The sequence below is a fragment of the Variovorax sp. CAN15 genome, assembly GCF_030462475.1.
Taxonomy (GTDB): domain Bacteria; phylum Pseudomonadota; class Gammaproteobacteria; order Burkholderiales; family Burkholderiaceae_C; genus Variovorax.
This window is the reverse complement of the sequence record NZ_JASMRZ010000019.1, coordinates 19,934-44,079: the sequence shown is the minus strand read 5'-3', so window position 1 is coordinate 44,079 and position 24,146 is coordinate 19,934. Positions and strand designations below refer to the sequence as shown.

At 67.2% G+C, this 24,146-nt stretch carries 27 protein-coding genes; 17 read left to right on the top strand and 10 right to left on the bottom strand.

Annotation, left to right across the window (positions count from 1 at the left end; genetic code table 11):
* Nucleotides 1-55: 55 nt before the first annotated feature.
* The 4 genes from QMO14_RS14960 (at nt 56) to QMO14_RS14945 (ending at nt 3,782) form a co-directional block, all read left to right on the top strand.
* A complete protein-coding gene (locus QMO14_RS14960; protein ID WP_301507994.1) occupies nt 56-775 on the top strand; it encodes an ABC transporter ATP-binding protein in 720 nt (239 codons plus the stop codon).
* Nucleotides 768-1,631, top strand: a complete 864-nt coding sequence (locus QMO14_RS14955) for a branched-chain amino acid ABC transporter permease (RefSeq protein ID WP_301507993.1) — start codon at nt 768-770, stop codon at nt 1,629-1,631. The genes QMO14_RS14960 and QMO14_RS14955 overlap by 8 nt, the downstream gene beginning before the upstream one ends.
* Nucleotides 1,628-2,668 (top strand): branched-chain amino acid ABC transporter permease, encoded by a 1,041-nt coding sequence (locus QMO14_RS14950; RefSeq protein ID WP_301507992.1) that lies wholly within the window; start codon nt 1,628-1,630, stop codon nt 2,666-2,668. Before QMO14_RS14955 ends, QMO14_RS14950 begins: the two co-directional genes overlap by 4 nt.
* A gap of 100 nt (nt 2,669-2,768) precedes the next feature.
* Nucleotides 2,769-3,782, top strand: a complete 1,014-nt coding sequence (locus QMO14_RS14945) for a tripartite tricarboxylate transporter substrate binding protein (RefSeq protein ID WP_301507991.1) — start codon at nt 2,769-2,771, stop codon at nt 3,780-3,782.
* A 111-nt stretch (nt 3,783-3,893) separates the two neighbouring features.
* Here QMO14_RS14945 and QMO14_RS14940 read toward each other — a convergent pair whose 3' ends face one another.
* The gene (locus QMO14_RS14940; protein WP_301507990.1) at nt 3,894-4,679 is read right to left on the bottom strand and encodes an IclR family transcriptional regulator C-terminal domain-containing protein; all 786 of its coding nucleotides are present in this window, start codon (nt 4,677-4,679) and stop codon (nt 3,894-3,896) included.
* A gap of 138 nt (nt 4,680-4,817) precedes the next feature.
* Here QMO14_RS14940 and QMO14_RS14935 point away from each other — a divergent pair, with 138 nt between their 5' ends.
* From QMO14_RS14935 to pcaF, 3 genes are read left to right on the top strand one after another with little or no spacing between them, the layout of a single operon-like run.
* On the top strand, nt 4,818-5,519 hold the full coding sequence (locus QMO14_RS14935; RefSeq protein WP_301507989.1) for a 3-oxoacid CoA-transferase subunit A: 702 nt from the start codon (nt 4,818-4,820) through the stop codon (nt 5,517-5,519).
* Complete coding sequence (locus tag QMO14_RS14930) at nt 5,516-6,169, top strand: 3-oxoacid CoA-transferase subunit B (protein ID WP_301507988.1); 654 nt, start codon at nt 5,516-5,518, stop codon at nt 6,167-6,169. The genes QMO14_RS14935 and QMO14_RS14930 overlap by 4 nt, the downstream gene beginning before the upstream one ends.
* A gap of 30 nt (nt 6,170-6,199) precedes the next feature.
* Nucleotides 6,200-7,405 carry a 3-oxoadipyl-CoA thiolase gene (gene pcaF, locus QMO14_RS14925; RefSeq protein ID WP_301507987.1) on the top strand — a complete coding sequence of 402 codons (1,206 nt, stop codon included), beginning with the start codon at nt 6,200-6,202 and terminating at the stop codon, nt 7,403-7,405.
* 17 nt (nt 7,406-7,422) lie between these two features.
* Here the strand turns inward: pcaF and QMO14_RS14920 are convergent, their stop codons facing one another.
* Entirely contained in the window at nt 7,423-7,863 is a 441-nt protein-coding gene (locus QMO14_RS14920; RefSeq protein ID WP_301507986.1) for a ribbon-helix-helix domain-containing protein, read from the bottom strand.
* Nucleotides 7,864-7,936: 73 nt separating this feature from the next.
* Nucleotides 7,937-8,515: a DJ-1/PfpI family protein gene (locus QMO14_RS14915; RefSeq protein WP_301507985.1), complete on the bottom strand. Its 579-nt coding sequence runs from the start codon at nt 8,513-8,515 to the stop codon at nt 7,937-7,939.
* Between the two features lie 310 nt (nt 8,516-8,825).
* Here QMO14_RS14915 and QMO14_RS14910 point away from each other — a divergent pair, with 310 nt between their 5' ends.
* Complete coding sequence (locus QMO14_RS14910) at nt 8,826-9,044, top strand: hypothetical protein (RefSeq protein ID WP_301507984.1); 219 nt, start codon at nt 8,826-8,828, stop codon at nt 9,042-9,044.
* Nucleotides 9,045-9,075: 31 nt separating this feature from the next.
* Here the strand turns inward: QMO14_RS14910 and QMO14_RS14905 are convergent, their stop codons facing one another.
* The gene (locus QMO14_RS14905) at nt 9,076-9,588 is read right to left on the bottom strand and encodes a DinB family protein (RefSeq protein ID WP_301507983.1); all 513 of its coding nucleotides are present in this window, start codon (nt 9,586-9,588) and stop codon (nt 9,076-9,078) included.
* A 101-nt stretch (nt 9,589-9,689) separates the two neighbouring features.
* Between QMO14_RS14905 and QMO14_RS14900 the strand changes: the two genes are divergently transcribed.
* Together QMO14_RS14900 and QMO14_RS14895 are read left to right on the top strand one after the other, a co-directional pair.
* Nucleotides 9,690-10,292 carry a TetR/AcrR family transcriptional regulator gene (locus QMO14_RS14900; protein ID WP_301507982.1) on the top strand — a complete coding sequence of 201 codons (603 nt, stop codon included), beginning with the start codon at nt 9,690-9,692 and terminating at the stop codon, nt 10,290-10,292.
* A gap of 108 nt (nt 10,293-10,400) precedes the next feature.
* Entirely contained in the window at nt 10,401-10,754 is a 354-nt protein-coding gene (locus QMO14_RS14895) for a hypothetical protein (RefSeq protein WP_301507981.1), read from the top strand.
* Nucleotides 10,755-10,788: 34 nt separating this feature from the next.
* Here QMO14_RS14895 and QMO14_RS14890 read toward each other — a convergent pair whose 3' ends face one another.
* The 6 genes from QMO14_RS14890 to rtcR all read right to left on the bottom strand — a co-directional run bounded on the left by QMO14_RS14890 (nt 10,789) and on the right by rtcR (nt 15,841).
* Nucleotides 10,789-11,019: a hypothetical protein gene (locus tag QMO14_RS14890; RefSeq protein WP_301507980.1), complete on the bottom strand. Its 231-nt coding sequence runs from the start codon at nt 11,017-11,019 to the stop codon at nt 10,789-10,791.
* A gap of 251 nt (nt 11,020-11,270) precedes the next feature.
* Nucleotides 11,271-12,221, bottom strand: a complete 951-nt coding sequence (locus QMO14_RS14885) for an ornithine cyclodeaminase family protein (protein ID WP_301507979.1) — start codon at nt 12,219-12,221, stop codon at nt 11,271-11,273.
* Nucleotides 12,222-12,229: 8 nt separating this feature from the next.
* Nucleotides 12,230-13,090 carry an alpha/beta hydrolase gene (locus tag QMO14_RS14880; protein WP_301507978.1) on the bottom strand — a complete coding sequence of 287 codons (861 nt, stop codon included), beginning with the start codon at nt 13,088-13,090 and terminating at the stop codon, nt 12,230-12,232.
* Nucleotides 13,087-13,665 (bottom strand): exonuclease, encoded by a 579-nt coding sequence (locus tag QMO14_RS14875; RefSeq protein WP_301507977.1) that lies wholly within the window; start codon nt 13,663-13,665, stop codon nt 13,087-13,089. Before QMO14_RS14875 ends, QMO14_RS14880 begins: the two co-directional genes overlap by 4 nt.
* A 9-nt stretch (nt 13,666-13,674) precedes the next feature.
* Nucleotides 13,675-14,220 (bottom strand): 2'-5' RNA ligase family protein, encoded by a 546-nt coding sequence (locus QMO14_RS14870; RefSeq protein ID WP_301507976.1) that lies wholly within the window; start codon nt 14,218-14,220, stop codon nt 13,675-13,677.
* Nucleotides 14,221-14,236: 16 nt separating this feature from the next.
* The gene (gene rtcR / locus QMO14_RS14865) at nt 14,237-15,841 is read right to left on the bottom strand and encodes an RNA repair transcriptional activator RtcR (RefSeq protein WP_301507975.1); all 1,605 of its coding nucleotides are present in this window, start codon (nt 15,839-15,841) and stop codon (nt 14,237-14,239) included.
* A 720-nt stretch (nt 15,842-16,561) separates the two neighbouring features.
* Here rtcR and QMO14_RS14860 point away from each other — a divergent pair.
* From QMO14_RS14860 to QMO14_RS14830, 7 genes are all read left to right on the top strand, one after another.
* Nucleotides 16,562-17,713, top strand: coding sequence for a slipin family protein (locus QMO14_RS14860; RefSeq protein WP_301507974.1), 1,152 nt, complete (start codon nt 16,562-16,564; stop codon nt 17,711-17,713).
* A gap of 301 nt (nt 17,714-18,014) precedes the next feature.
* A complete protein-coding gene (locus tag QMO14_RS14855) occupies nt 18,015-19,244 on the top strand; it encodes an RtcB family protein (RefSeq protein ID WP_126025610.1) in 1,230 nt (409 codons plus the stop codon).
* 98 nt (nt 19,245-19,342) lie between these two features.
* Nucleotides 19,343-19,996, top strand: a complete 654-nt coding sequence (locus QMO14_RS14850; protein ID WP_301507973.1) for a zinc-ribbon domain containing protein — start codon at nt 19,343-19,345, stop codon at nt 19,994-19,996.
* 8 nt (nt 19,997-20,004) lie between these two features.
* A complete protein-coding gene (locus tag QMO14_RS14845) occupies nt 20,005-20,958 on the top strand; it encodes a ribonuclease Z (protein WP_301507972.1) in 954 nt (317 codons plus the stop codon).
* A 36-nt stretch (nt 20,959-20,994) separates the two neighbouring features.
* Nucleotides 20,995-21,846: a nucleotidyltransferase domain-containing protein gene (locus tag QMO14_RS14840; protein ID WP_301507971.1), complete on the top strand. Its 852-nt coding sequence runs from the start codon at nt 20,995-20,997 to the stop codon at nt 21,844-21,846.
* Nucleotides 21,839-22,876, top strand: a complete 1,038-nt coding sequence (rtcA, locus tag QMO14_RS14835) for an RNA 3'-terminal phosphate cyclase (RefSeq protein WP_301507970.1) — start codon at nt 21,839-21,841, stop codon at nt 22,874-22,876. The genes QMO14_RS14840 and rtcA overlap by 8 nt, the downstream gene beginning before the upstream one ends.
* Before the next feature lie 199 nt (nt 22,877-23,075).
* Nucleotides 23,076-24,140 carry a maleylacetate reductase gene (locus tag QMO14_RS14830; RefSeq protein WP_301507969.1) on the top strand — a complete coding sequence of 355 codons (1,065 nt, stop codon included), beginning with the start codon at nt 23,076-23,078 and terminating at the stop codon, nt 24,138-24,140.
* Nucleotides 24,141-24,146: the final 6 nt, after the last annotated feature.

Below are 24,146 nucleotides of genomic sequence, written 5' to 3'. Positions count from 1 at the left end.
GAGCGCCGCTTGCCCCCACCCCAGCCCTCCCCCAAAAGGGGAGGGAGCAAAGACCATGACAGCTCTGCTCACGACCCGCGCCCTCAAAGCTTTCTACGGCGACGCCCAAGCCCTCTTCGGCATCGATTTCTCCCTCGTCCAGGGCGAGCTCGTCGCCATCATCGGCGCCAACGGCGCGGGCAAGTCGACCTTCCTCAAGAGCCTCACGGGCCTGGTGCGTGCACCGCGCGAAGCCATCCGTTTCAAGGGCCAGCCCATCGGCGGTCTTCCGCCCGGCGACATCGTGCGCCGGGGCCTTGCGATGGTGCCCGAAGGCCGGCGCCTGTTTCCGAGCCTCAGCGTGGAAGAGAACCTGCGCATGGGCGCCACCGCCGCGCGCAAGGGCCCGTGGAACCTGCAGCGGCTGTACGCGCTCTTTCCCATCCTCGCGGAGAAGCGCCACCAGCCGGGCACTTCGCTTTCGGGCGGGCAGCAGCAGATGGTCGCGCTCGGCCGCGCACTCATGAGCAACCCCGAGGTGCTGCTGTGCGACGAGCTTTCGCTGGGGCTCGCGCCCATCGTCATCCGCGAGATCTACGCCGCCATGCCCAGCATCACCGGCGAGGGCATGACAGTGGTCATCGTCGAGCAGGACGTGACGATGGCGCGCCAGGTCTCCCAGCGCATCTACTGCTTCCAGGAGGGCCGCGTGTCGCTCGAAGGGCGTTCGGCCGACCTCACGCGCGAGCAGATTTCGCAGGCCTACTTCGGCATCGCGGAGGCGGCCCATGCTTGAAACCCTCGTCCAGGGCGTGCTGCTCGGCGGCCTCTACACGCTCTTCGCGCTGGGGCAGTCGCTGATGTTCGGCGTGATGCGGCTCACCAACACGGCGCAGGGCGACTTCATCATCCTCGGTGCCTTCGCGGTCATCGCGGGCGTTTCGCTGACCGGTGCCTCCGCACCTTGGCTGGTGGCGCTCGCGGTGCTGCCGGTGGCCTTCGGCTTCGGCTATGCGCTGCAGCGCTACGTGCTCAACGGCACGCTGGGCAAGGACCCGCTGCCTTCGCTGGTCGTCACCTTCGGCTTGTCGATCGTGATCCAGAATCTGCTGCTGGAGCTGTTCTCGGCCGACCCGCGCGCCATCGAGACCGGCGGGCTCAGCACGCAGGGCATCGCGCTGGGCGGTGCGATGTCGGTCGGCGTGCTGCCGCTGGTCGTGCTGGCGATTGCGCTGGTGGCGACGGGCGCGCTGCAGTGGCTCTTCGCGCGCACGGCGCTCGGGCGGTCGTTCCGGGCGGTGTCGGACGACCGCGAGATCGCAGAGCTCATGGGGCTGAACGCGAAGAAGGTCTACGCGCTCGCGACAGCCATTGCTTTCGTGCTCATCGCCATCGCCGGTGCGCTGCAGGGCATGCGCACCACGGTGTCGCCCTCGGACGGGCCACTGCTGCTGCTCTTCGCCTTCGAGGCCGTGATCATCGGCGGCATGGGCTCCTTCTGGGGCACGCTGGCCGGCGCGATGATCCTCGGCATCACGCAGCAGATCGGCTTCAGGCTCGACCCGGGCTGGGGCATCTGGTTCGGGCACATCGTTTTCCTGGTGGTGCTGGTGCTGCGGCCGCAGGGACTCTTTCCAAGGACGCGCGGATGACCAACATGCCTCCTCCCATCGTTGCGGTCGAACGCGCGACGGCCGCGAGCCGCGCGGCGCTCGTTGCCGCCGTCGCCATCGTGCTGCTTGCGGCCAGCCTGCCGTTCTGGGGCGAGTCGAGCTGGATGCGCGAGTTCGTCGAGATCGCCTGCTACTTCATCTTCGCGATGATGTGGAACCTGCTCGCGGGCTACGGCGGCATGGTGAGCATCGGGCAGCAGGCCTTCTTCGGCTTCGGCGGCTATGTGATGCTGATGCTGGGCAACTTCGCGGGCCTCAATCCCTTCGTGGCGATACCGCTGGGTGCGCTGGCCGCGGGGCTGGTCGCCATACCTGTGTCCTTCGTTGCGTTCCGGCTCTCGGGCGGCTATTTCGCGATCGGCACCTGGGTCATCTCGGAGGTGTTCAGGCTGAGCTTCGCCAACGTGTCGGCGGTGGGCGGCGGCTCGGGCACCACGCTGACCGCGCTGCGCGGCATCGACAAGGCGACGCGTGAGAGCACCACCTACTGGATGGCGCTGGCCTGCGTGGTTGCGGCGGTGGCGCTGGTGTATTTGTTCCTGCGCAGCAAGCGCGGGCTGGCGCTGCTGGCGATACGCGACAACGAGGTGGCGGCCGAGTCGCAGGGCATTCCGGTGGCGCGCATGAAGCTCGCGGTCTATGTGGTCGCGGCCTTCGGCGCGGGGCTCGCGGGGGCGCTGTACTTCGTGGGCAACCTGCGCATCAGCCCCGATGCGGCATTCAGCGTCAACTGGACGGCCTTCGCCATCTTCATGGTGGTCATCGGCGGCATCGGGCGCATCGAGGGGCCGCTGGTGGGGGCGCTCATCTTCTGGGCGCTGAACAAGTTCCTGAGCGACTACGGCACCTGGTACCTGCTGGGGCTGGGACTGCTCGCGATCCTCGTCACGCTGTTCTTCAAGCAGGGGCTGTGGGGATACGCGCAGCAGCGCTGGGGCTGGTCGCTGTTTCCGACGCAGCGGAAACTGCTTCGCACGTCGCCTGACGCCGCTACTTTCCTGCGCGATGGACCCTGACGGCAAGCCACTTCGGACTTGCGAAAAGAATCTTCGTCATGTAACGTTGTGTAAACGCAATGTAAGCAATCTCCCGTTCTTTTCATTCTCTGGAGTCATCTTGACGATCACCAAACGCCGCCTGCTCGAAGGCGGCGCGGCAGCCATTGCCGCTTCGCTGCTTGCGAAGACTTCGTGGGCTCAACAGCAACGCAACAGCAGCACCGGCGACGCTGCCTGGCCGACCAAGCCCGTTCACATCCTCGTGGGCTTTCCCGCCGGCGCATCGCCCGATCTGGCGGCACGCGCCATCGCGGAGCCGCTGTCGAAGATCCTGCGCCAGCCGGTGGTCGTCGAGAACAAGCCCGGCGCCAGCGGCAACATCGTGGCCGATCAGGTGGCGAAGGCCACCGACGACCACACCATCGGCGCGCTGATCAACGGCAACCTGACCATCGCGAAGCTGCTCAACCCTTCCCTGCCGTTCGACCCCGAGAAAGACTTCGCGCCGGTCGGCCTGATCGGCACCGCGCCGCTGGTGCTGGCGGTGTCGGGCAGCGCCACGGGCAAGACATCGGCCGAACAGTTGCTGTGGGTGCGCAACCTCGGCAGCGGCGGCAAGTACGGCACGCCGGGCGTGGGCACTGTCGGCCACCTGGGCATGGAACTCATCAAGAGCCGCGCGGCCATCACCGCGCAGCACAAGCCCTACACCGGCAATCCGCAGGTCATTGCGGCCCTGCTGGCCAACGAGATCCAGCTGGCGCTGCTGCCGCCGGGCCTCGCGTTGCCGCACATCAAGTCGGGAAAGATCAAGGCGATCGGCGTGACCTCGCCCGAGCGCAGCCCGCTGGCGGGCGAGCTGCCCACCATCCGCGACGCCGACGTGCGCGGCGCCGACCTGGAGATCTGGACCGCGCTGGCCGCGCCCGCGAGCATGAAGCCCGCGGCCGTCGCCAGGCTCAATGCCGCGCTGGTCGAAGTCATCAGCTCGCCCGAGGTGAGCCAGGCGCTGCTGAAGACCGGCTGGCAGGCCCAGCCCGGTTCGCCCGACACGCTGGCCAAGCGCATGCGCGCCGACACCACGCGCCTGGGCGGCGTGATCCTCATGAAGGGCATCCACTCGGAAGGCTGATGCCTTCCGGGTTCCGCACCGGGCTCGTCGTCAGGTCTTCGAAGCGGATCGCGATGATCTTGGTGTCGTCCGGCCTGCCGGGCATGCGCCGCGCAGGTTGGACCGCGGCACTCAAAGCATCCGCGAGACCCGGTCTGCTGCTTCGCGCAAAGCGGGGAGCATGGTTTCCTGCATCGCCTTCGCACTGGTGCGGTTCGCCTGGCCGCTGATGTTGAGCGCGGCCACCATGCGGCCCCGCCTGTCGACGACGGGGGCGGCCACCGAGATCAGGCCCTCTTCGAGTTCCTGGTTCACCAGACACCACTGCTGCTTGCGCGCCTGCGCGACCTTGGCCATGAGCGCGTCGATGTCGGTCAGCGTGTGCTTGGTCAGCGCCTCGATGTTCGAGGCCTCCAGCCGCGCGCGCGCCTCGTCGTCGTCGAGATCTGCCAGCAGCAGCCGGCCCAGCGAGGTGCAGTAGGCCGGCAGGCGCGAGCCCACGCCCAGGTTGATGTGCATGATCTTCTTGGTCGGCACGCGCAGCACGTAGACGATGTCCGTCGCGTCGAGCACGGCGGCGGAGCACGACTCCTGCACCTGCTGCACCAGCGCCTCCATCACCGGCTCGGCGCGGTTCCAGATCGGCATCGAGGAGAGGTACGCGAAGCCCAGGTCCAGGATGCGCGGGGTGAGCGTGAAGAGCTTGCCGTCGGTCACCACATAGCCCAGCGTCTGCAGCGTGAGCAGGATGCGCCGTGCGCCCGCGCGCGTGAGCCCGCTGCCGGCCGCCACCTCGCTGAGCGTCTGGTGTGGCGCGGCGGCGCTGAAGGAGCGGATCACCTGCAGCCCGCGCGCGAAGGACTGCACGTAGCTGTCGCCGGGAGCCGGGGTTTCGGGTTGTGACGCGTGGGTTGCCATGGTTCGTCTTCCTCTTTAGAATTCATTATACGAACAAATGTTCTTTAGACGAACAAGTCGGCGATTTGCAGAATCGTTCGGCGCGTTCAGGCGGGTTCGTTTCTTCGTTCTCTTTCCTCACTTCCGGAGACAGGCTTCATGATCAACAAGATCGCGCGCTCGGTCGCCGATGCCCTGGCTGGCATCCCCGACGGCGCCACGGTTCTCATCGGCGGTTTCGGCACCGCCGGCATTCCCAACGAGCTCATCGAGGGCCTCGTCGAGCAGGGCGCCAAGGACCTCACCGTCGTCAACAACAATGCGGGCAACGGCGAGACCGGCCTCGCGGCCTTGCTGAAGGCCGGCCGCGTGCGCAAGATCATCTGCAGCTTCCCGCGCCAGGCCGACAGCCAGGTGTTCGACGGGCTCTACCGCAGCGGCAAGATCGAGCTCGAACTCGTGCCCCAGGGCAACCTCGCCGAGCGCATCCGCGCCGCGGGCGCCGGCATCGGCGCCTTCTTCTGCCCCACCGGCTACGGCACGCAGCTGGCGGGCAATCGCGAGACCCGCGAGATCGACGGCAAGCAGTACGTGCTCGAGTACCCCATCCACGGCGACGTGGCGCTCATCAAGGCCGAGCGTGGCGACCGCTGGGGCAACCTGGTCTACCGCAAGGCGGCGCGCAACTTCGGCCCGGTGATGGCCATGGCAGCGAAGAAGACCATCGCCACCGTGCACGACATCGCCGAGCTCGGCACCCTCGACCCCGAGACCGTCGTCACCCCAGGCATCTTCGTGCACCAGGTGGTGCGCATCGAACGCGTCGCCACGCAAGCCGGCGGCTTCAAGAAGGCAGCATGACCATGAGCACGAACTACACCCGCCGCACCAAGGACCAGCTCGCCGCCCGCGTGGCGCAGGACATCTTCGACGGCGCCGTCGTCAACCTGGGCATCGGCCAGCCCACGCTGGTGGCCAATCACCTGCCCCAGGGCCGCGAAGTCATCCTGCAGAGCGAGAACGGCATCCTCGGCATGGGCCCCGCGCCCGAGGCCGGCGAGGAAGACTACGACCTCATCAACGCCGGCAAGCAGCCCGTCACGCTGCTGCCGGGCGGCTCCTTCTTCCATCACTCCGACAGCTTCGCGATGATGCGCGGCGGCCACCTCGACATCTGCGTGCTCGGCGCGTTCCAGGTGTCGGCCACCGGCGACCTCGCCAACTGGCACACCGGCGAGAAGGACGCCATTCCCGCCGTCGGCGGCGCGATGGACCTCGCCATCGGCGCCAAGCAGACCTGGGTCATGATGGACCTGCTCACCAAGCAGGGCGTGAGCAAGCTGGTGAAGGAATGCACCTATCCGCTGACCGGCATCGGCTGCGTCAAGCGCGTGTACTCCGACCTCGCCACGCTCGAATGCACGCCGCAGGGCCTGAAGCTCGTCGACCTCGTCGACGGCTTGAGCCGCGAAGCACTCGAGAAGCTCGTCGGACTTCCGATCGCAGCCTGATTCCTTTCAAGCATCAAAGAGAGACAGCACATGACCAACCAAGCCTTCATCTGCGACGCCGTTCGCACCCCCTTCGGCCGCTACGGCGGTTCGCTCAGCAGCGTGCGTGCCGACGACCTCGGCGCCGTGCCGCTCAAGGCGCTGATGGAACGCAACAAGAACGTCGACTGGCAGGCCGTGAGCGACGTGCTCTACGGCTGCGCCAACCAGGCCGGCGAGGACAACCGCAACGTCGCGCGCATGTCGGCGCTGCTGGCGGGCCTGCCCATCGAACTCGGCGGCGCCACCATCAACCGCCTGTGCGGCTCGGGCCTCGATGCCGTGGGTACGGCCGCGCGCGCCATCCGCGCCGGCGAAGCGGGCCTGATGATCGCCGGCGGCGTCGAGAGCATGAGCCGCGCGCCCTTCGTCATGCCCAAGGCCGAGAGCGCCTTCAGCCGCAACAACGCGGTGTACGACACCACCATCGGCTGGCGCTTCGTCAACAAGCTCATGAAGGCGCAGTACGGCGTCGACTCCATGCCCGAGACGGCCGAGAACGTGGCCACCGACTACAAGATCGAGCGCGAGGCGCAGGACCTGATGGCCCTGAACTCGCAGCTGCGCGCCGTGGCATCGCAGAAGTCGGGCTTCTTCGACGCCGAGATCGTGCCTGTGACCGTGCCGCAGAAGAAGGGCGACCCCATCGTCGTCAACAAGGACGAGCATCCGCGCGAAACCAGCCTCGAATCGCTGGCCAAGCTCAAGGGCGTGGTGCGCCCCGACGGCACCGTCACCGCCGGCAATGCCAGCGGCGTGAACGACGGTGCCTGCGCTCTGCTCTTGGCCGACGAAGCCAGCGCCGCGAAGCATGGCCTCACGCCGCGCGCCCGCGTGGTCGGCATGGCCACCGCCGGTGTCGCGCCGCGCGTGATGGGCATCGGTCCCGCGCCCGCCACGCAGAAGGTGCTGGCGCTCACCGGCCTGAAGCTCGAGCAGATCGACGTGATCGAACTCAACGAAGCCTTCGCCGCCCAGGGCCTCGCTGTGTTGCGCCTGCTGGGCCTGAAGGACGACGACGCGCGCGTCAACATCAATGGCGGCGCCATCGCGCTGGGCCATCCCCTGGGCGCCAGCGGCGCGCGCCTCGCCACCACCGCGGTCAACCAGCTGCACAAGGGCGGCGGCCGCTATGCGCTTTGCACCATGTGCATCGGCGTGGGCCAGGGTATCGCGGTGATTCTCGAGCGCGTCTGACGCTTCTCGCGCGGTGCTCAGGCCTGCCGCCGCGCCGCCACGTGCAGCGTGCGCACCCGGGCCGATGTCTGCGCTGCTGTGGCAGCGGGCCGTTGTTGAAGCAGCGGCCTGCCCCAGCCCTCCGGCAATTCGTGCAGTACCGTCTTCGCGTCAAGCGAGCGGATCGCCACCGAGCTGTCCGCCGGAATGCGCCCCTGCGCCAGCAACGCCTCGTAGCGCAGGGCGCTCACCCGCAGGAACGAGGCGAAGTTGCCGACCTCGCCGCGCGCGGCCACCAGCTCGTCGTAGAGCCGCTCGATGAGTTGCACCACGACCATGTCGTCGCGCCGCGCGATCTCCTCCAACACTTGCCAGAACAGGTTCTCCAGCCGGATGCTGGTGACCACACCATGCAGCCGCACCGAGCGCGTGCGCGCGTCGTAGCTCCGCGGGTCGGCACTGATGAAGACTTCGCACATGGTGGACTGTCTCCTTTGCGGAAAAGGAAGGTGGGCGATGCCGCACTGTAGCGCCGGGCCGCCCGCCGGAAGTTCAATGCTCGATGCGCGTGCCCAGCACCGCCAGGAACTGCGAGAGCCAGGCCGGGTGCGCCGGCCATGCGGGCGCGGTGACCAGGTTGCGATCGGTCACGGCCTGGTCGACCGGAATGCCCATGTACTCGGCGCCCGCCAGTTCCACCTCCACCTGGCAGGCCGGGTACGCCGACACCTTGCGCCCCTTCAGCAGGCCGGTGGCCGCGAGCAGCTGCGCGCCATGGCACACGGCAGCCAGCGGCTTGTCTGCGGCGAGGAAGTGCCGAGCGATCTCGACCACGCGGCTGTTCATGCGCAGGTACTCGGGCGCGCGGCCGCCGGGGATGACGAGCGCGTCATAGGCCTCGGGGCGCACGTCGGCGAAATTGGCGTTGAGCGTGAAGCGGTGGCCCGGCTTCTCGCTGTAGGTCTGGGCGCCCTCGAAGTCGTGGATGGCGGTGTGGACCCAGTCGCCGGCCTTCCTGTCCGGCGCCACCGCATGGACCGTGTGGCCCACGGCCAGCAGGGCCTGGAAGGGCACCATGGTTTCGTAGTCTTCGGCGTAGTCGCCGCAGAGCATCAGGATCTTGCGCGCCATCTGGTTTGTCTCCTTCGGATGAGCTTGGAACGCGACCACGCGCCGGGGCGCGGGCCGTCGCCGGATTATTCGAAGCAGGAAGGCGGGACGGGTAGCAGCCGGCTGTGATCGTGCTTCGCGGCAATGAGGCCGGCGCAGCCAACAGAAGTTCGCAGAGGCTGCAGAGCGTGAGCAAGAGCTACCGCTCACGACGGGGGCGTAACGGATCCGCCTTCTGCTCTGAATAGCCTTGTCCAGGGTTTTCCCGTATCTCCGGGCAGAGCTCAGCCCCGTCTCGGTGCGACAGACAACTCACGGAAAAGACCGAACCGTGAAGACCTCCCGGATCGCCCTCGCCGCCGCGCTCGCCCTGCTCGCCATCGCTTCCTTGCCGGCCCAGGCGCAGCAGCGCGCACGAGGAGCCGTCGAGGCCGAAGCCATTGCCGCCGCTCATGCCAAGGACAAGCACGTCACGCGCGGCTCGCGCGTCAAAAGCAAGGTCATCTCGACCATGCAGAACCCGGTGCTGCAGTCGGCACAGGGCAAATAAGCCGACGAGCCGTTGCCTGAAGACGCCACCGCTACGCGTTGCGTGCGCGGCGTCCGGGTTCGGCCCGATGCAGGAAGCCGGTGAAGGTGTCGGGTGGCGACGAGCCCGTGAGCCGGGTCAGCACCTGGCCGACTTCTCCCCGGTGATAGCCCGCGTGGGTCGCCACGTGGGCCAGTATTTCCTCGCGCGACATCCGGCCCGGCGCGCCGTCGGTGAACGTGAATTCGATGCTCTCCTCGAGCTCCCTGGGCCCCAGGCGCGCGACGTAGTCGACGTACCAGCGGTCGGTTTTCCTCACCGCCTCGGCCAACATCTCCAGGGGCGGTGGTTCGGTTGCGCCGGTCGCGGTGTGGCCGTGCGGCATGCGCTGCACGTTCGCGACGAAGATGCGATCGACGATGCAGGCGTGGTTGAACACGCGCGCGGCAGTGCGGTATTCATCTGCAGGGCCCTTGGCCGCCAGATCGGCCAGGCTCGCCAGCAGGCCTTCATCGGCCCAGGCCTTGTAGCGGAACAGCGAGGCCAGAAGCGTCTGTGTACTCATCACAATCTCCCTTGAACGATTGAATGCACGCGTTGCGTGCGGTCCTATTCTTGAGTGGAGCCTCGAACTTGGGTACTCGCATTCCCCCGTCGCGCAGGATCATGCGCAAAGCGCCCCGGCAACAGCGTTCGCGCGTCACGGTGGACGCGATCGTCGAGGCCGCAACTCGCGTTCTGGCGCGCCGCGGATGGGCGCGGTTCACCACCAACGAAATCGCGGCGGTCGCGGGCGTGAGCGTCGGCTCGCTTTACCAGTACTTCCCGGACAAGCTGGCCATCGCCGAGGCGATACGGCAGCGCCACCTGGACGAGGTGCTTGCGGCGCTGTCCGGCTCCGACGAGGATGGCGACGCGCCGGCCCCGCTCCCGCGCCGCGTGGAGCGCTTCGTCGACGGCGTCATCGCCGCCCATTCGGTCGACCAGGCGCTGCATCGCGTGCTGGTCGACGAGGTGCCGCTCGCCGCGCGCTCGACCTACCCCGAGTTCGAGGCTGAGTACCAGCGGCGCTACCTGGCACTCGTCGCCGAAAGCGGTGGACCGGGAGACGGCGCCGATGCCGGCATTGCGGCCCGCATGCTCTCGTCCGCGGTCGAAGGCGCAGTCCATGCGGCGGCGCGGCGCGGCGACCTGGAGGCGGCGGCGATGAGGACCGAGCTCGTCAGACTGGTCCTCGCCTACTTGAGCGACCGCCAGAGCGCAGGCTGAAGCTTCATCGACATGCGGGTTGCCGGTGTGGACACCGCCCCCGGTCCCTGACCACAATGCCCGGGCCCCGTCCTTCGCGGGTGCTGAAAGGTCATCGCAATGAAAAAAATGCTCGTGCCGGTTTGCCTGGCCATAGCTCAGATGATGGTCGTGCAAGTGGCGTCCGCCCAGTCTTCCGGCGAAGCCGATCCGGCGCAGGGCAAGGCGCGGCCCACCGCGCCTACCACCAAGGCGGAGCGCGCCGAGGCCCGCAAGGAGCGCCGCGCGGATGGTGCAGCCGCCGCGCGCGGTCCGCAGATGCAGGAAGGTGAGGTCCGTCCGACGACCGCGCCGAAGATGTCGAGGCAAGAGCGCCGCGCCGCCGCGGCCAAACGCCGGGCGGCCAACCGCGAGGCGATGAAGGCGGGGCAACTCTCGCGCGGCGGCAGCGGCGACGCGCCGGAAAAGCAGAAGAAACCCTGAGCCTGAACATGCGCCGGGGCGGGCAGGCCTGGGTCTAGGCCAACGCCTTGGCCGAGCGCATCTGCAGCAAAGCCAGCATCCGCGCTTCTTCCGCGTCGCGCAGGCTCTTCGCGGCGCGGCTGGCGGCGTATGTTACGTAAATCGTGTCGACGGCCTTCGCCCAGCATTGAGCCGTCTGGTAAATGCTGTCGGCCTTTCCCGGTCCAGCCGGCACGGCGTATCCGGCCTTGCGAAGGATATTGGCTTTGTGTTCGGTGCTCAGCATGTCGTGCCTCCCGATTCGTTGGCGTGAGCAGCACGGTACCTGCGACGCGTCGTGCGCGCCATTGGCTACATGGCGTATCCAGATGTAGGAAAACATTGCGCAAGTCGGGGCCTGTTCACCCTATTTCCGGGGTTGGGTTGGCGCTCCTGGCGTGCGCGCATGCACACGCCAGGAGCGTGCCTTGATTGGCCCGCCCTGGCTGCCCCCTTCGCGACCCCCGATCAGGGTGAACAGGCCCTAGGCCGCAAGGCCTACTTGGCGTTGCCTGCCTGCCACACGAGCGTTGCAGCGGTCAGGTCTTCGAGCGCGCTGCCGACGGCCTTGAATACGGTGCGCTCCGCGGCGTTTGAACGGCCCGGACGCTCCTGGCGGCACAGCGTGGCGAACGTGCCTCCCACTTCCTCCGAACGCAGTGTGCCTGCGGCCATAGCGTCGAGCAGGTCGCCGGCTTTCTGCAGCGCCTCCTCGGTATCGACCCAGGTCAGCGCACCCTCGAAGCACCGCACGTCGGCCTCGCGCATCGCGGGCGTGAAGCTGCCGATCAGGTCCAGGTGCGAGCCCGGCGCCAGCCACTCGCCGCGCACGAGTGGCGATGTGGCCAGCGTGGCGCAGCTCACGACGTCGGCCTGGCGCACGGCGGCTTCCAGGTCCGTCGTCGCCCGCGCGTTCCAGCCCTCGGCGCGCCATTGGGCGGCCAGCGCTTGCGCGCCTTCGGGCCGGTGGTTCCATACCCAGACTTCATCGATGGTCCGAACGCTCGCGTGCGCGGCCGGCAGCATGCGCGCGATGCGCCCGGTGCCCAGCACCAGCAGCCGGCGCGCGTCGGTCCGCGCCAGGAACGACGCACCCAGCGCCGAGGCCGCGGCCGTGCGGCGCGCGGTGATCTCGTTGCCGTCCATCATCGCCAGCGGCACGCCGGTGCGCGCGTCGTACAGCACGTAGGTCGCGTGCAGGCCGGGCAGTCCGCGTTCGCTGTTGCCGGGGAAGATGTTGATCGTCTTGATACCGAGGAAGCCCGCGTCGCTCCATGCCGGCATGATGAGCACGGTGCCCTTGCTGCTGCTGTCGCCGGCTGCGGTGTCGACGGCATGCACATGGCGCGGCGGCACCTGGGCGCCTGTCGCGAAGGCTGCTCGCAGGGCAGGAACCAGCCGCTCGAAGCCCAGCGGGGCACGGGTCGCGGCTTCGTCGAAATGCTTCATGGCCATCGTCATTGCTGCAGCGGGTGCAGGGCCGACTCGAAGAACTCGGTCAGCGCCTTGCGGTAGGCCGCGCCGTAGCGCAGGGCCGTCATCGGCTCGAGGTGCGCGGCGCCCGGTGCCTCGATCAGCCGCTTGGGCTCGCGTGCGTCGGCCAGCAGCCGCCTGGAGTGCGAGATCGGGATCACCTGGTCGGCCGTACCGTGGATCAGCAGCAGCGGAATGGGCGATATGGCCGCAACGTATTTCGAGGCTGCATATTCATCGCTCACCAGCAGGCCTGCGCCGCTGAGCTTCTCGTTGGCGATCGACGAGTAGGAATAGAAAGTCGACTCGATGGCCGCTGCCTTCACGCCGGCGCGGTTGCTTGAGCCCACCACCGCGATCGCGTTGGTGCCGCCCAGGCTCTGGCCGAAAACGAAAAGCCGCTGCGGGTCCACATCCTTGCGCGAGCGCACGTAGTTCAGCGCGGCGTTGGAATCTTCGAACACGCCTTTGGGCTCCGGCTTGCCTTCCGACTGTCCGTAGCCGCGGTAGTCGAACACGAACACGTTGTAGTCCCGCTTGGGCAGCCATGCCACGAAGCGCCAGTGCGTGCTCATGTTCTGCGCATTGCCGTGGAAGTGCACCACCGTGCCCTTGGCCTCCTTCGGGCTGTCGCGGTTCTCGGCGGGCAGGAACCAGCCGCTCAGGCGCGTGCCGTCGGCGCTGGTGAACTGCACGTCCTCGTAGCGCATGCCCAGCGCCTCGGGGGTCTCGTAGTGAACGCTGTCGGGGTAGTAGAACATCGACTGCACGCAGCCGCCCAGCATGAGCGGCAGCGTGCACAGCGCCAGCCTTCCGATCCACCGACGCAGCGCTCCGTCCTTCATGAAGGCTGCCCGCCCGCGGATGCCGCGCGGTTCTCCGCCAGCATGTTGCAGAAGAGCGCACCCTGCTCGATGGCGTCGTCGAGCGCCACGTGCGTGTGCGGCAGGCCGGCGTCGAACCAGCGGCGCGGCATCGCGCGCTTGGTGCTGTCGCGGTAGTCGAGCTTGAGCATCGCCATCGCGAACGACTTCACGTCGAGCGCCGAATGGCTGAACGGGCTCTCGCCCGCGAATCGCATCAGGTACCAGTAGACAAAGAGAAAATCGAAGCCCGCCGGATACGCGACGAACACCGGCCGCGCATGCAGGCCCTTGAGCCAGTTCACGTAGTTCTTCATGGCATGGGCCGGGTCCTGCAGATCGGCGCGGCATGCGGCCCATGCCTCGGGCTGGGTCTTCCACCATGCGGCGGTCTTCGGGTCGGCCTGCGCGCCGGGCAGCGTGTGCAGGTTGGCGCTGAAGGTGGAGACGAGTTGCTTGTCGGCCGTGTAGGCGGCCGAGCCGAAACTGAGCATCGAGTTCGGGCCGGGGATGGGGCCGTCGGATTCGACGTCGGTGCTTATGTAGATTTCCTGCATGTGTTGTTCTTATTTGATGAAGGGCATGGAATCGGCTGCACGCTGCAGATGAAAGACGTGCATGTCCCGCCAGTTGCCCGTTGAGTTCTCGATCAGCGCGACTTCCGTGCAGCTCGCATGCACGGCTCCCGACGCGGCAAGCCGGGCTTGCAGTTCAACCGCCGCAGCATCCGCATCGAGCGCATTGCCATGCGCCACCGACAGATGCGCAACGATGCTGTCGTGCTCGCCGCCATACGGCGGGAAGTCAGGAAACGCTTCCACGAGCGCTCGCGTCATTTCGATGAAGGGGCCGGCTGGCTCCGGCGCGAGATACGCGGTTTCCGGAAAACGCCCGACCCTGTTCAGCGTGAAGGAGAACGAAGTCGTCCGATTCAAGGCCAGCCTCGCCCTCTCCAGGACTTCCGGCGTGATCCGTGTCGGGTCCATGAAGGGAACGAGCACCGTGATGTGCGCAGGCACTTCGAGGGCCACGGTGGCGTCGTAAAGGCGGCGCAGGTCGCCCACCATGGGCTCGGCGGCGGGAACCTTCACGGCGAATGCGGAGATGGCCATGGCGGCGGAGGATAGCTCAGGCGTCGGCGATCCGGCTCCATTCCAGGCCGTGCTTGACGAGGTACTTGCGCAGCCTGTCGGCATCGTTCACCACGCTGCGCTGCGCGCGCGAAGCCTGGAAGAGCTGGCGGCCCGCGTCCGACAGGCTGCGCGACTGCCGGCAGACGCGCACCACCGCTTCGAGCTGCAGGCGGTCGAAGAGGTCGAGCGCGGCGCTGCGTTCCTCGCCGAGCAGGGCATCGAGGTCAACGCTATCGCCGGTGGCCGGCATTGCGCCTGCGTGCTTCCACAGCCAGCGCAGCCGCGCGATTTCGGCTTCCACCAATGCCACCGGAATGCGCCCGCCGTCGGCGAGCGTTGCCAGCCTTGTCACGCTGGCCGAGAGGTCGCGGAAGTTGCCGCTCCAGATCGCCTCGCCGCTTTGCGCGAAGCGCAGGTAGGCCGTGCGCGCCTCGGCGTTGAAGCGCACCACGCGGTTGTTCTCTGCGGCATGGAGGGCCAGCAGGTGGTCGACGTTGGGTTCGATGTCCTCCGGCCGCTGCGCAAGACCGGGCAGGTCGTAGGTCCAGAGGTTGATGCGCGCGAACAGGTCTTCGCGGAAGCGGCCTTCGGCCACGTCGCTGCGCAGGTCGCGGTTGGTGCCGGCTATCAGCTGGAAGTCGCTTTCCACTTCCTTGTCGGCGCCCACGGGGAAGAAGCGCTTCTCCTCGATGGCCTTCAGCAGCATCGCCTGCTCGTCGAGGCCGAGCTCGCCGATCTCGTCGAGAAAGAGCGCGCCCTGGTGCGCGGTACGCAGCAGGCCCGCGCGGTCTGCTGCGGCGCCGGTGAACGAGCCCTTCTTGTGCCCGAAGAGCGTGGAGGCCGCCCCGTCGCCGCGCAGCGTCGCGCAGTTCACCTCGACGAAGGGGCCCGTCATCTGGTGGCGCGACTGCTTCAGCTCGAACATGCGCCGCGCCAGGAAGGACTTGCCCGCGCCCGTCGGACCTACCAGCAGGATGGGCGCGCGCGAGCGAACGGCCACGCGCTCGATCTCGTCGATCAGCGCATTGAAGCGCGCGTTGCGCGTGGCGATGCCGCTCTTCAGGAAGGCGACCGCGTCGCGCTGCTCCGCGTCGAAGCGCCGCGCGATCACGTCGTAGCGCGACAGGTCGAGGTCGATCAGCGTGCACTTGCCGGCCTCGCCCTCGCGCTGCTTCCTGGGTGGCGATGTCTGCGCCAGCACGCCGGGCACCACGCGCGATTCGGACAGCAGGAACATGCAGATCTGCGCGACGTGCGTGCCGGTGGTGATGTGGGTCCAGTACTGCTCGCGCTCGGTGTCGAAGCTGTAGCCGCGCGCCCAGTCGTACAGGCGCGTGTAGACCTCGCCGAAGTCCCATGGGTCCGCCAGGTCGAGCGGCACCAGGTTGACCGTGGTCTCGGGCGATACGGCGGCGATGTCGGCCCTCACCACCTCGGCCAGCGCCTTGTGCCGCAGCGTGTAGAGCAGCTCCATGCGCGAGACGACCATGTCCTCGTGCTGCGCGAGCGAGACGGTGGGGCGCCACTTGTTCCAGCGGCCGGCGCCCTGGCCAGCGTCGAGCTGGGTGCCGAGGAAGCCGATGACGACTATTGGCTTCATGAATAAAAAGCTAGCTGAATTTATATGAAAAAGATGAAATGCTAGCAGGTCGAGTGCAACGCGAGCTACGGGTCGAAAAAGAATTTAGCTATTCATATCAACAACTTGCGTGATCCCGGAGCTTGCCTTTCCTTCTTCTCGCGCGGCCTGGCACGCCGGCTGCAATAGACAACCCGTCGGATGCAGTTCATCCGCTCGCAGGTGCCGCGTGAAAGCGGCCCGGTGCCGCAGGCCAGATCCTGTCTTGGGCTCGCGGTATGCCGCTGTTGAACTGGCTGGCAACTGAACCTGTTTCAGTTCTGCTCATGGTTGAGCACCGTGCTAACCACACGGCGTTGTGGGTTCGATTCCCGCGAAAAACCCTGGCGGTGCTTGCATCGCCATCTGATGGGGCGAAAGCCCCCCGCCCTGGCACACCGGAGCGATGGCGCAGGGCCCCAAGGCCCTGCGGCGCGCGACACAGTGCCAAGCGCAGGCGGCTTGTGCACCGCGTGCGTGCCAAGGAACTGCGTGCAGCCATCGACGGCAAGGAAAGTGAGGACGTTGCGATGCGACGACGGGAGGCACCTACCGAACCGCGCGACCGTTGCATGCCAGGCCTCGGCAGCCGCAGTGTCCGCCGCCTGCCTTTTTGAGGGTCTGGATTGAACGAATGTATGAATGACGACTGGCCGACGAGAACGAAACGAACAGTCGAACCGAACAAAGAGGAGAAAAAGAATGCTGGGCTTCAACCAATACACCATCAAGAAGAACGAGCGCGCACTGCTGCTGCGCAACGGCGACTTCGAGCAACTGCTCGGCCCGGGAAAGCACCGCGTTTTCGCGGGCTTCGACGCCATCCAGCTGCAACGCTTCTCGCTCGCCGAGCCGGTGTTCGAGCACGAGCTGGCCGACTACTTGCTGGCACGCGAGCCTGAGCTGATCGAGCGGGAGTTCGTGCACCTGTCGCTGGGCGAAACCCAGGTCGGCCTGCGTCATGAAGATGGCGTGCTGGTGCAGATCCTGCCGCCCTCGGCTCGCAAGCTGTACTGGCGCGGACTGCGCGAGCAGCGCATCGACGTGATCGATGTGTCCACCGACGCGCGCCTGCCGGCCGAGTTGCTGGCAAAGCTGCAGAGCGTGGCCCTGCGTCCGCGTGCGGTGCAGGGGCTCGAAGGCGTGCTGCTGGTGCAGGTGCCCGAGTTCCACGCCGGTGTTTTGACGCTCGAGGGGCAGATGCAGGCCTTGCTGCCGCCGGGAAACCACGGTTTCTGGCGCTTCAACCGTCAGGTGTCGGTGACCTCCGTGGACCTGCGTTCGCAGATCGCCGAAGTGAGCGGCCAGGAAATCCTGACCCGCGACAAGGTGGGACTGCGGCTGAACCTGTCGGCGGTATGGCGCTTCCTCGACGTGCGGCAGGCCCTGGCGCAGATGCCGAAGCCGGCGGACCATGTGTACCGCGAGCTGCAGTTCGGTCTGCGTGCCGCGGTCGGCGAGCAGACGCTCGACGCGCTGCTGGAGAACAAGGCCGCCATCGACCAGACCGTGCTGGCGCAGGTGCGAGAGCGGCTGGAGGGTTCGGGAGTCGTGCTGGAGAGCGTGGGCGTGAAGGACATCATCCTGCCGGGCGAGATGAAGACCATCCTCGCGCAGGTGGTGGAGGCCGAGAAGTCGGCCCAGGCCAACGTGATCCGTCGCCGCGAGGAAACCGCGGCCACGCGCTCGCTGCTGAACACCGCCAAGGTGATGGAGGGCAACCCTGTCGCGTTGCGGATGAAGGAACTTGAAACGCTGGAACGCGTGGCCGAACGGATCGACAAGATCTCGGTGGTCGGCGGTCTGGACCAGGTGCTCAACGGACTGGTGACGCTCCGGCCGAACGGTTCCTGAGTTCTGAGAGAAAGAGATACGGGCACGCAGGCACAGAAGGGAGCGCCACTGCCAAAAATGTTGATGTTGCCGGCAGTCCGGGTAGCACCGGATGCGGCGGGCAAGCCGGTCGACGGGCAAGGTTGAGGATGCAGGTGCTGGCTCTGATGACGGGTCTGCCACTGGCGCGCGTTTCCAATCGTCGACTGGGCCGCTGGATTGAAACACCACGGTCGCCGTATTGATGCGGGTTCGAATCCCGCCGTGTCCACCAGCCGATCATGAAGAATCGATAGAGATAGATACAGAGAGAGAAAGAAAAATGGAACAGAGCAAGAACTACAACCTGCACGAAGTCGCCAACGGCGTTCCCGTGAAGATGTGGACCCGCGGCGTGCCCGTGGAAGACGAGGCACAGAAGCAGCTCGAGAACGCAGCGCGCCTGCCCATCGTGTTCAAGCACATCGCGGCCATGCCCGACGTGCATTACGGCATCGGCGCGACGGTGGGTTCGGTGATCCCGACCTTCAAGGCCATCATCCCGGCCGCGGTGGGCGTGGACATCGGCTGCGGAATGATGGCGTGCAAGACCACGCTGCATGCCAACGACCTGCCCGACAACCTCGGACCGCTGCGCTCGGCGATCGAGAAGGCCGTGCCGCACGGCTCGAACCCCAAGCGCATGGGCCGCGACAAGGGCTCGTGGGAGACGCCTCCCAACGAAACCGACGTGGCCTGGGCCGGGCTGGTGGACGAGTTTGATGCGATCTGCGAAGACTACCCACGCCTGAAGAACACCAACAACCACAAGCACCTGGGAACGCTGGGTACGGGCAACCACTTCATCGAGGTGTGCCTGGACGAGGCGGGTTCGGTGTGGTTCATGCTGCACTCGGGTTCGCGTGGCGTGGGCAATGCCATCGGCACGCACTTCATCGAGCTTGCGAAGAAGGATGCCGAGCAGCACCAGCGCAACCTGCCCGATCAGGACCTGGCGTACTTCGAGGAAGGCGCCAAGTACTTCGGCGACTATGTGCGCGCGGTGGGCTGGGCCCAGAAGTTTGCGCGAGCGAATCGCGAAGTGATGATGCAGCGCGTGGTCGCGGCCGCACGCAAGGTCATCACCAAGCCCTTCGAGGCGCACGTGGAAGCGGTGAACTGCCACCACAACTACGTGAGCCGCGAAACGCACTTCGGCGAAGACGTGCTCGTGACCCGCAAGGGCGCGGTGAGCGCCAAGGCCGGCGAGCTGGGGATCATTCCCGGAAGCATGGGCGCCAAGAGCTACATCGTGCGTGGAAAGGGCAACCCCGAGAGCTTCATGAGCTGCAGCCACGGCGCCGGTCGAAAGATGAGCCGTACCAAGGCCAAGAAGCTCTACACGGTGGCCGACCAGATCGCCGCGACGGAGGGCGTCGAGTGCCGAAAGGACGCCGACGTGATCGATGAGATCCCGATGGCCTACAAGGACATCGACGCGGTGATGGATGCGCAGAAAGACCTGGTGGAGGTGGTCTACACGCTCAAGCAGGTCGTATGCGTGAAGGGATGAAAGCGAGGCCGGTTCCCGGCCTCATGAGTGCGGTGTTGCGGTAGGAAGGGGCTTCGGCCCGCCTTCGCGACGCCGTGCGTATTGCGAAGGTCCGAGAAATGAAGAAGAGCAACAAGCAACGCCGCGCCGAGATCAAGGCACGCCGCCTCCAACGCGCCGCCGCGTCGGCCGTACGTCTGCGCGCGCCGGATGTCCGCCTGCCGCAGCCCGATTGCGCGTTCGCACTCGGGTGCGAGCCGGCGGATCAGTTCGTGCTGCAGCAGTACAACAACACCTGCGGCATGCTGCCTCGCTGCTACGTGGCCCGCCCCTTCACCTGCCGCGATTGCGGAGCTGAAGAACTGTGGACGGCCAAGCAGCAGAAGTGGTGGTACGAGGTGGCGCACGGCCATATCGATAGCTGCGCCGTGCGATGCCTGGCATGCCGCCGCGCGCGACGCGAGCGCCTGCGCAACGCGGCGCCGGGTGCGAACCTCTTGGGCGAGCAGACTGATCGTCTTCGCGCGTTGGGTGCAACGAAGCCGGATGCACGAGCCGTGGCCGAAGTCGACGCCGCGCTTGAAAGCAAATGGTGGAGCTTGCGCGTGGTGGCGATCCAGACCATGGCGCAATGGGGTGGCGAAGCGAACCTCGCGAAGCTGCATGAACTGATGGCGGCCCGCCCCGAAGGCGGTCGCCGATACTTTGGCTGGGAGCGCGTTGCCGCGGATGCGGCGAGGAGCGCGCTGCTGAACCGGGAGCGATGGCCTTGACGACGATGATGAAACTGACTTTCCTGGGGACCTCTTCCGGCACCCCCACGCGCCACCGCAACGTTTCCGGCCTCGCGGTGCAGACGGTGCTCGGCGCCGACTGGTTCCTGGTCGATTGCGGCGAGGGTACGCAGCACCGAGTGCTGCAGACACCGCTGTCGCTGAACGACCTTGCCGCCGTCTGCATCACGCATGTGCACGGCGACCATTGCTATGGCCTGCCGGGATTGCTCGCCAGTACCGGCATGGGCAAGCGCACGAAGCCGCTGAAGTTGATCGCGCCGCTGCCGGTGTGGGAATGGTTCGAGGCCACGCGACGGCTGACCGATCTGCATCTGCCCTACGAGGTGGAGCATGTCGATCTGGAGAACGAAGCGCTGGTGTACGACATGCCCGGCTTGCGGATCGATCGCCACGTGCTGCGGCATCGTGTGCCGAGCCATGCCTATCGCGTGCAGGTCGAGACGCGGCGCGTGCGGCTGAAGGCCGATGCGCTGCGGGCTGTCGGCCTGCCGCCAGGGCCGGCATGGCGTGCGCTGCAGAACGGAGAGGACGTGACGTTCAACGACGAGACGCTGCACAGCGCTGATTTCGTGGACACGCAGGTCGACACGGCCGTTGCCGTGCTCGGCGGAGACAACGCCGAGCCTGCAATGCTCCACGAGGCCTGCCAAGGTGCTCAACTGCTGGTGCATGAAGCCACCTTCACGCAGGACGCGCTCGACAAGGTCGGCCCCGGTCCGATGCACAGCTCGGCGCGCCTGCTGGCCGAGTTCGCGCAGTCCGTCGAAATGCCGAACCTGATCCTCACGCACTTCAGCGCGCGTCACCAGAACGAGCAAGGCATGGCGGCGTTGACGGCCGAGACGCGGGCGCACTACCGCGGCAATGCGTTCCTGGCCAATGACCTGGACGTGTACGAGCTCGACAGTGCCGGCCAGGTGGCAGTCACGCGGGCCTGACGAGAGAAAAGAAAAAAGAAAAAAGAAGAATCGAAGATGAGTACCGAAGAAGAGTTCCTGCGCTCCGCCCACCCGATCGAGCCCGCCATGCGCGCGCAGATCATGGAGGCCCTGCGCGACATCGAAACGAAGCACGACGTGAGCGTGCTCTTTGCCTGCGAATCCGGCAGCCGAGGCTGGGGCTTCGCCTCGCCCGACAGCGACTACGACGTGCGCTTCATCTACGTCAACCGCCTGCCTTGGTATCTCACGGTGATGCCGCATCGCGACGTGATCGAGGTGCCGATCAGCGGTGACCTCGACATCAACGGCTGGGACCTGCGCAAGGCCCTGGGCCTGATGCGCGAGTCGAACCCGACGCTGCTCGAATGGCTGCGCTCGCCCGTCGTGTATCGCGACGACGCGACGGCGATGCCGCGCTTTCGCGAACTGTCGGAGGCGGTCTTTTCCAACGCGCGCGGCTGGCATCACTACAGCTCGATGGCGAAGAAGAACTTCCGCGAGCACCTGCAGGCCGACGAGGTGCGCTACAAGAAATACCTCTACGTGCTGCGCCCGCTGCTGGCCGCGCGCTGGATCCGCTCGCAGCCCGGCGTGCCGCCGATGCGCTTCGCCGACCTCGCGCAGCGCACGCTCGACCCGGTGCGCGACGCCGCGCTGATCGACGAGATCAACGCGCTGCTCGAAGTGAAGATGCGCGCCGGCGAGGCCGCGACCAGTCCGCGCTGGAGCGGCATCCATGCGTTCATCGAATCGGAGCTGGCGGCCAACGCGGCGGAGCCGGTGACGCCGCTGCCGCAGGCAGAGCAGGCTGGCCTCGATGTCTTCCTGTACGAAACGGTCCTGCGTTTCGAAGCGAAGAAGAGCGAGGAGGCCGCGCATGGTTGAACTCGACGGCTCCCAAGGCGAGGGCGGCGGCCAGATCCTGCGCACCAGCCTCGCGCTGTCGATGGTCACGGGCCAGCCGATGGCCATCGAGAAGATCCGCGCGGGCCGCGCCAAGCCGGGCCTGATGCGTCAGCACCTTGCGTGCGTGAACGCAGCCGCCGCGATCAGCGGCGCGGAGGTCGACGGTGCCGAGCTCGGTTCGCAGTCGCTGCGTTTCGTGCCTGGCCCGGTGCGCGCGGGGGAGTACCGCTTCGCGATCTCGGGCGCGGGCAGTTGCATGCTGGTGCTGCAGACCGTGCTGCCGCCGCTGCTGCTGGCTGGCGTGCAGAGCCGCGTGCATCTGAGCGGCGGCACGCACAACCCGATGGCGCCGCCGTTCCATTTCCTGGAGCGTGCATTCGCACCGTTGGTGCGCCGGCTCGGTGCCGACCTGCAGCTGACGCTGCGCCGTTGCGGCTTCTATCCAGCCGGCGGCGGTGAGGTCGAAGCGACCATCGTGCCGGCGGCGAGCGCGCTGCAGCCCTTCGACCTGATGGCGCGTGGTTCGCATCTGTCGAGCTATGCGGAGTGCCTGGCGCCGGGCATCCCGCGTCATGTGCCGACGCGCGAACTCGAAACGCTGGGCGGCGCGATGGGCTGGTCGGGCGAGCAACTGCGCTTCGGCTCGGTGCGCCAGAACGAGGGGCCGGGAAACGCGCTGCTGGCCACGCTGGCCTACGAGCACGTGACCGAGGTGTTCACCGCCTTCGGCGAGAAGTCGCTGAGCGCCGAGCAGGTGGCGCACGGTCTGGTGAAGGAGCTGCGCTCGTTCCAGAAGAGCGAGGCGGCCGTGGGGCCGCACCTGGCGGACCAGCTGGCGCTGCTGCTGGCGCTCGCGGTTTGGCAGGGCAAGAAGGAATGCGCCTTCACCTGCAGCGAGGTGACCGAGCACACGCGCACGAACTGCGCGGTGATCGAGCGCTTCTTGCCGGTGCGCTTCGCGATCGCCGAGGGCCGCCAGGCCTGCTCAGTGCGGGTCGCGCCTGCCTGACCTGCCTGACCTGCCTGACCTGCCTGACCTGCCTGACCTGCCTGACACGGGCGCTCGGCCGTTGCCCGCGGCTGGCGGAAAACTCCTTTCCGTTTTCCGCCATTGAACCGCGTGCGGGCCGGCGTATCGTTGTGGCCCGGCGTGGGCCGGGGGCGGACGGATTCGTCCAGGCAGACATCGGAGACACGGACACCAAGCCATGACCACACCCTCGTTCATCTACACCAGCGCGCCCCAGCGGGTGGTTTTCGGCGCCGGTTCGCTGCAGCACCTGGCCCGCGAGATCGATGCGCTCGGTGCGCGCCGGGCCCTTGTGCTTTCCACGCCGGAGCAGCGCCCGCAAGCCGAGCGCGTGGCCGACATGCTCGGCGCCCATGCGGCCGGCGTGTTCGACCGGGCCGTGATGCACGTGCCCATCGAGACCGCGCGCGAGGCGAGGGAAGTGGCCACCAGGCTCGGCGCCGACTGCGCCGTGGCCATCGGCGGCGGCTCCACCACCGGGCTGGGCAAGGCCATCGCGCTCGACTCGGGCTTGCCGATCCTCGCCATTCCCACCACCTATGCGGGCTCCGAGATGACGCCGATCTACGGCATCACCGAAGCCGGCATGAAGAAGACCGGCAAGGACTTCCGCGTGCTGCCGCGCACCGTGATCTACGACCCCGAGCTGTCGCTCGGCCTTCCCGTGGGCATGAGCGTGACCAGCGGCATCAACGCCATCGCGCATGCGGCCGAAGGGCTCTACGCGGTCGATTCGAACCCGATCATGGACCTGATGGCGCAGGAGGGCATCGCCGCGCTGGGCCGCGCGCTGCCGGCCATCCGCGCCACGCCAAAAGATCCGGCCGCCCGCGGCGATGCGCTCTACGGCGCATGGCTGTGCGGAACGGTGCTGGGCAATGTGGGCATGGCGCTGCACCACAAGCTGTGCCACACGCTGGGCGGCAGCTTCAACCTGCCGCATGCCGAGACTCACACCATCGTGCTGCCGCACGCGCTGGCCTACAACGCCGGGGCTGCGCCCGAAGCCATGGCGAAGATCGCGAAGGCGCTGGGAGGAAGCGGCAGCGCCGCGCAGGCCGTGTACGACCTTGCGCGCGACAACGGCGCGCCGGTCGCGCTGCGCGACATCGGCATGAAGGAAGCCGATCTCGATCTGGCCTGCGAGCATGCGCTCAAGAACCAGTATCCCAACCCGCGCCCGCTGGAACGTGCGGCGATCCGCGCGCTGCTGCAGAACGCCTGGGCAGGCGTACGGCCCTGAGCCCGT

What these genes read in the sequence shown, in the direction of transcription:
- rtcR (WP_301507975.1), bottom strand. Translation starts at nt 15,841, where the DNA reads ATGAAGCCAATAGTCGTCATCGGCTTCCTCGGCACCCAGCTCGACGCT.
- QMO14_RS14960 (WP_301507994.1), top strand. Translation starts at nt 56, where the DNA reads ATGACAGCTCTGCTCACGACCCGCGCCCTCAAAGCTTTCTACGGCGAC.
- pcaF (WP_301507987.1), top strand. Translation starts at nt 6,200, where the DNA reads ATGACCAACCAAGCCTTCATCTGCGACGCCGTTCGCACCCCCTTCGGC.
- QMO14_RS14915 (WP_301507985.1), bottom strand. Translation starts at nt 8,515, where the DNA reads ATGGCGCGCAAGATCCTGATGCTCTGCGGCGACTACGCCGAAGACTAC.
- rtcA (WP_301507970.1), top strand. Translation starts at nt 21,839, where the DNA reads ATGGTTGAACTCGACGGCTCCCAAGGCGAGGGCGGCGGCCAGATCCTG.
- QMO14_RS14885 (WP_301507979.1), bottom strand. Translation starts at nt 12,221, where the DNA reads ATGAAGCATTTCGACGAAGCCGCGACCCGTGCCCCGCTGGGCTTCGAG.
- QMO14_RS14900 (WP_301507982.1), top strand. Translation starts at nt 9,690, where the DNA reads ATGCGCAAAGCGCCCCGGCAACAGCGTTCGCGCGTCACGGTGGACGCG.
- QMO14_RS14930 (WP_301507988.1), top strand. Translation starts at nt 5,516, where the DNA reads ATGACCATGAGCACGAACTACACCCGCCGCACCAAGGACCAGCTCGCC.
- QMO14_RS14950 (WP_301507992.1), top strand. Translation starts at nt 1,628, where the DNA reads ATGACCAACATGCCTCCTCCCATCGTTGCGGTCGAACGCGCGACGGCC.
- QMO14_RS14940 (WP_301507990.1), bottom strand. Translation starts at nt 4,679, where the DNA reads ATGGCAACCCACGCGTCACAACCCGAAACCCCGGCTCCCGGCGACAGC.
- QMO14_RS14870 (WP_301507976.1), bottom strand. Translation starts at nt 14,220, where the DNA reads ATGGCCATCTCCGCATTCGCCGTGAAGGTTCCCGCCGCCGAGCCCATG.
- QMO14_RS14895 (WP_301507981.1), top strand. Translation starts at nt 10,401, where the DNA reads ATGCTCGTGCCGGTTTGCCTGGCCATAGCTCAGATGATGGTCGTGCAA.
- QMO14_RS14920 (WP_301507986.1), bottom strand. Translation starts at nt 7,863, where the DNA reads ATGTGCGAAGTCTTCATCAGTGCCGACCCGCGGAGCTACGACGCGCGC.
- QMO14_RS14905 (WP_301507983.1), bottom strand. Translation starts at nt 9,588, where the DNA reads ATGAGTACACAGACGCTTCTGGCCTCGCTGTTCCGCTACAAGGCCTGG.
- QMO14_RS14845 (WP_301507972.1), top strand. Translation starts at nt 20,005, where the DNA reads ATGAAACTGACTTTCCTGGGGACCTCTTCCGGCACCCCCACGCGCCAC.
- QMO14_RS14860 (WP_301507974.1), top strand. Translation starts at nt 16,562, where the DNA reads ATGCTGGGCTTCAACCAATACACCATCAAGAAGAACGAGCGCGCACTG.
- QMO14_RS14955 (WP_301507993.1), top strand. Translation starts at nt 768, where the DNA reads ATGCTTGAAACCCTCGTCCAGGGCGTGCTGCTCGGCGGCCTCTACACG.
- QMO14_RS14850 (WP_301507973.1), top strand. Translation starts at nt 19,343, where the DNA reads ATGAAGAAGAGCAACAAGCAACGCCGCGCCGAGATCAAGGCACGCCGC.
- QMO14_RS14890 (WP_301507980.1), bottom strand. Translation starts at nt 11,019, where the DNA reads ATGCTGAGCACCGAACACAAAGCCAATATCCTTCGCAAGGCCGGATAC.
- QMO14_RS14840 (WP_301507971.1), top strand. Translation starts at nt 20,995, where the DNA reads ATGAGTACCGAAGAAGAGTTCCTGCGCTCCGCCCACCCGATCGAGCCC.
- QMO14_RS14855 (WP_126025610.1), top strand. Translation starts at nt 18,015, where the DNA reads ATGGAACAGAGCAAGAACTACAACCTGCACGAAGTCGCCAACGGCGTT.
- QMO14_RS14830 (WP_301507969.1), top strand. Translation starts at nt 23,076, where the DNA reads ATGACCACACCCTCGTTCATCTACACCAGCGCGCCCCAGCGGGTGGTT.
- QMO14_RS14880 (WP_301507978.1), bottom strand. Translation starts at nt 13,090, where the DNA reads ATGAAGGACGGAGCGCTGCGTCGGTGGATCGGAAGGCTGGCGCTGTGC.
- QMO14_RS14935 (WP_301507989.1), top strand. Translation starts at nt 4,818, where the DNA reads ATGATCAACAAGATCGCGCGCTCGGTCGCCGATGCCCTGGCTGGCATC.
- QMO14_RS14875 (WP_301507977.1), bottom strand. Translation starts at nt 13,665, where the DNA reads ATGCAGGAAATCTACATAAGCACCGACGTCGAATCCGACGGCCCCATC.